Annotated in this window: 1 protein-coding gene and 2 pseudogenes; 2 read left to right on the top strand and 1 reads right to left on the bottom strand. The window is 74.6% G+C overall.

The features are described 5' to 3' along the window. A pseudogene (locus tag E2E34_RS33045) lies at positions 1-284 on the top strand (MBL fold metallo-hydrolase); the annotation flags it as partial. On the opposite strand, the pseudogene E2E34_RS33050 reads toward E2E34_RS33045, so the two are convergent. Next, a pseudogene (locus E2E34_RS33050) lies at positions 281-502 on the bottom strand (MBL fold metallo-hydrolase); the annotation flags it as partial. The pseudogenes E2E34_RS33045 and E2E34_RS33050 overlap by 4 nt on opposite strands. A gap of 225 nt (positions 503-727) precedes the next feature. On the opposite strand from E2E34_RS33050, the gene E2E34_RS33055 reads away from it, so the two are divergent. Further along, the gene (locus tag E2E34_RS33055; protein ID WP_244316373.1) at positions 728-2,866 is read left to right on the top strand and encodes a phage holin family protein; all 2,139 of its coding nucleotides are present in this window, start codon (positions 728-730) and stop codon (positions 2,864-2,866) included. Positions 2,867-2,973: the final 107 nt, after the last annotated feature.

Below are 2,973 nucleotides of genomic sequence, written 5' to 3' on the forward strand. Positions count from 1 at the left end.
GCGACGAGGTGCGGGTGAAGGACCTGGTCGTACGGGCGGTTCCGGCGCTGCACGACGGGCGGCGGCTGCCGTTCGGGCCGCACCGCGCCCCCGCGCTCGGGTACGTCGTCACCGGTGAGGCGCGCACGTACTTCGCCGGGGACACCGGGCTGTTCGACGACATGGCCGACGCGGTGGGGGCGGTGGACGTGGCGCTGCTGCCGGTCGGCGGCTGGGGGCCGTTCCTCGGGCACGGGCATCTGGACGCGCGGCGGGCGGCGCAGGCGCTCGCCCGGATCGCGCCGGGCGCGAGGCGGTCCAGCGACGGCAGATGGAGATGATCGCTGTGCAGGTGCGAGACGAGGACCGCGTCGGCCTCGGCGGCCTCGGGCGGCGGCACCGCCCCCCGCCTGCGGCGCAGATGGGCGAGACGCCGCGCGAAGAGGGGGTCGGTCAGCACCCGGACCCCCGAGTCCGCGACGGTGCAGGTGGCATGACCCCACCAGGTGATCTCCACCGTCACGTACGGCCTCCTCGCCGATCGTCGCCGGGCACGTCTCCAGTATGTCCATCCGTCTCCCCCCTGAGTGCGCCGCGCACTCCTCCTGCCCGTCGTGCACCGGCGGCTGTCGATGCCGACGGCCGGCCGCGACGGCCGCTGACCGCCTCTGATCCTCCACCGCGCGTTGTGCCACGCTGGAGGGGAAGCGGGCCCCCAGGTGCGGCCCGGGACGTGAGGTGGGGACGCGTGGTGCGAGGGCGATGGCGCAGCGCGGGCAGTGCCGTGCTGCGTGTGGTCACGGTCTGGGCCGTGTCGACGCTCACGATGCTGGTGCTCGCCGGAGCCCTGCCCGACTTCCAGCTCAAGGCCGACGACGGCGACAGCATCACCCGGGTCGCGCTCACCGCCGTCTGGGGCGCGGGCGCGTTCGGACTGCTGGGCGCCCTGGTGTGGCCGCTCGCCGTACGCGCGCTGCTGCTCGTCCCCGCGCTCGTCCTCGGCCTGCTCGCCTTCTTCCTCAACGGCTCGCTGCTGCTCGTCGCCCTCAGCCTCATCCCCGACGGCCGGGGCGAGGCCGACCCGGAGACCGCCGTGGTCGTCGCCGCCGTCATGTCCGCCGTGGCGTCCGCGACCTCCGGGGCGCTCGCGGTGCGCGACGACGAGGCGTACCGGCGCAGGCTCTCACGGCTCGCCCACCGCCGCGGCAGGGCGGGCGGCGACGACGGGCGCAACGGTCTGCCCGGCACCCTCTTCCTCCAGCTCGACGGCGTCGGCCACGACGTGCTGCTCCGGGCGGTCGCCGACGGCCTGATGCCGACCGTCGCGAGCCGGCTCGGCGGCGAGGAGCCCACCCACCGGCTGACCCCCTGGCGCACCGACTGGTCCAGCCAGACCGGCGCCAGCCAGCTCGGCATACTGCACGGCTCCAACCACGACGTGCCCGCCTTCCGCTGGTACGAGAAGGAGAGCGGCGAGGTCGTCGTCTCCAGCCGCCCGGCCAGCGCGGCCCTGATGCAGCGCCGCGCGATCTCCCGCACCGCCGACGGGGGACTGCTCACCTTCGACGGCGCGAGCCGCGGCAACCTCTTCAGCGGCGGCGCCGACCAGCTCGCCCTGGTCCTGTCGATCGCCGCCCGGCGCGGCAGGTCCAACCGGTCCCGGGCCGGCTACTTCGCGTACTTCTCCGACCCGGCCAACGCGGTGCGCACCGCCCTGTCGTTCGTCGCCGAAGTCGTCCGGGAGATCGCCCAGTCCACCCGCGCGCGGCTGCGCGGCGACCGTCCGCGCGTCAAGCGCGGCGGCCTGTACCCCTTCATCCGGGCCTTCGCGACGGTCGTCCAGCGGGACATCGTGGTCGCCGCGGTCCTCGGCGACATGCTCGCCGGACGCACCGCCGTCTACGCCGACCTGGTCGCGTACGACGAGGTGGCGCACCACTCCGGACCGCACAGCAGGGACGCGCTGAAGGTCCTGGAGCGGCTCGACCGGTCGCTGGAGCTGATCGTGAAGGTGGCCGAGCACGCCCCGCGCGCGTACCGGATCGTGCTGCTCTCCGACCACGGGCAGAGCCCGGGGGAGACGTTCCAGTCGGCGTACGGCCTCACCCTCGCGAACCTCGTGCGGGCGGGCTGCGGGCTGCCCGTGCCGCGCCGCGCGGCGCGCACCACCAGCGCGTCGGAGGCGCGCGACGCCGTACGCACCGCGCTGCACCGGCCGGTGCCCGACGACGAGGAGGAGCCGGAGCACCCGGAACCCGGGACGGACCCGGTCGTGCTGGCCTCGGGCAACCTGGGGCTGATCTCCTTCCCCGACGCGGCGGGCCGGGCCACCCGCGAGCAGCTGGACCGCCACCACCCCGCGCTGCTGTCGACGCTGGCGAACCACCCCGGGATCGGTTTCCTGCTCGTACGCAGCGAGGAGCACGGCGCGCTGGTGCTCGGCGCCGGCGGGGCGGAACTGCGGCTGGACGCCGACGCCGACGCCGCCGGCGGTACGGCCGGTGCGGGGCCGCTCGCGGTGTTCGGCGCCGGGGCCGCCGACGCCGTACGCAGGACCTCCTCCTTCCCGCACGTCGCGGACATCATGGTCAACTCCTGGTACGACCCCGACACCGGCCGCGTGCACGCCTTCGAGGAGCAGATCGGCTCGCACGGGGGCCTCGGCGGGGAGCAGGCGCGGCCCTTCCTGATGTCGCCGTACACCCTGTCCGCCCCCGTCGCCGACGGCGCGGAGCTGGTCGGCGCGGAGCAGGTCCACCGGGTGCTGAGGCGCTGGCTGCGGGAGTGCCAGGGGCCGCAGGTGCCGCTGACGGCGACGGAAGATTCCCAGCCGCGAGCCGAAACGGAAGGACAAATTCCGGTCGGTGAGCGTGCCGTACAGGAATAATCGCCCTGATTTGGCGGGCCGTTCCCCGTATCCGAACATGGTCAGGTTTTGGTACGGAGAGAGGCCCAGCACCCCATGACCACCCTGACCACCCCACGCCCCGAGCC

Source organism: Streptomyces albidochromogenes, from assembly GCF_005981925.1.
Taxonomy (GTDB): domain Bacteria; phylum Actinomycetota; class Actinomycetes; order Streptomycetales; family Streptomycetaceae; genus Streptomyces; species Streptomyces albidochromogenes.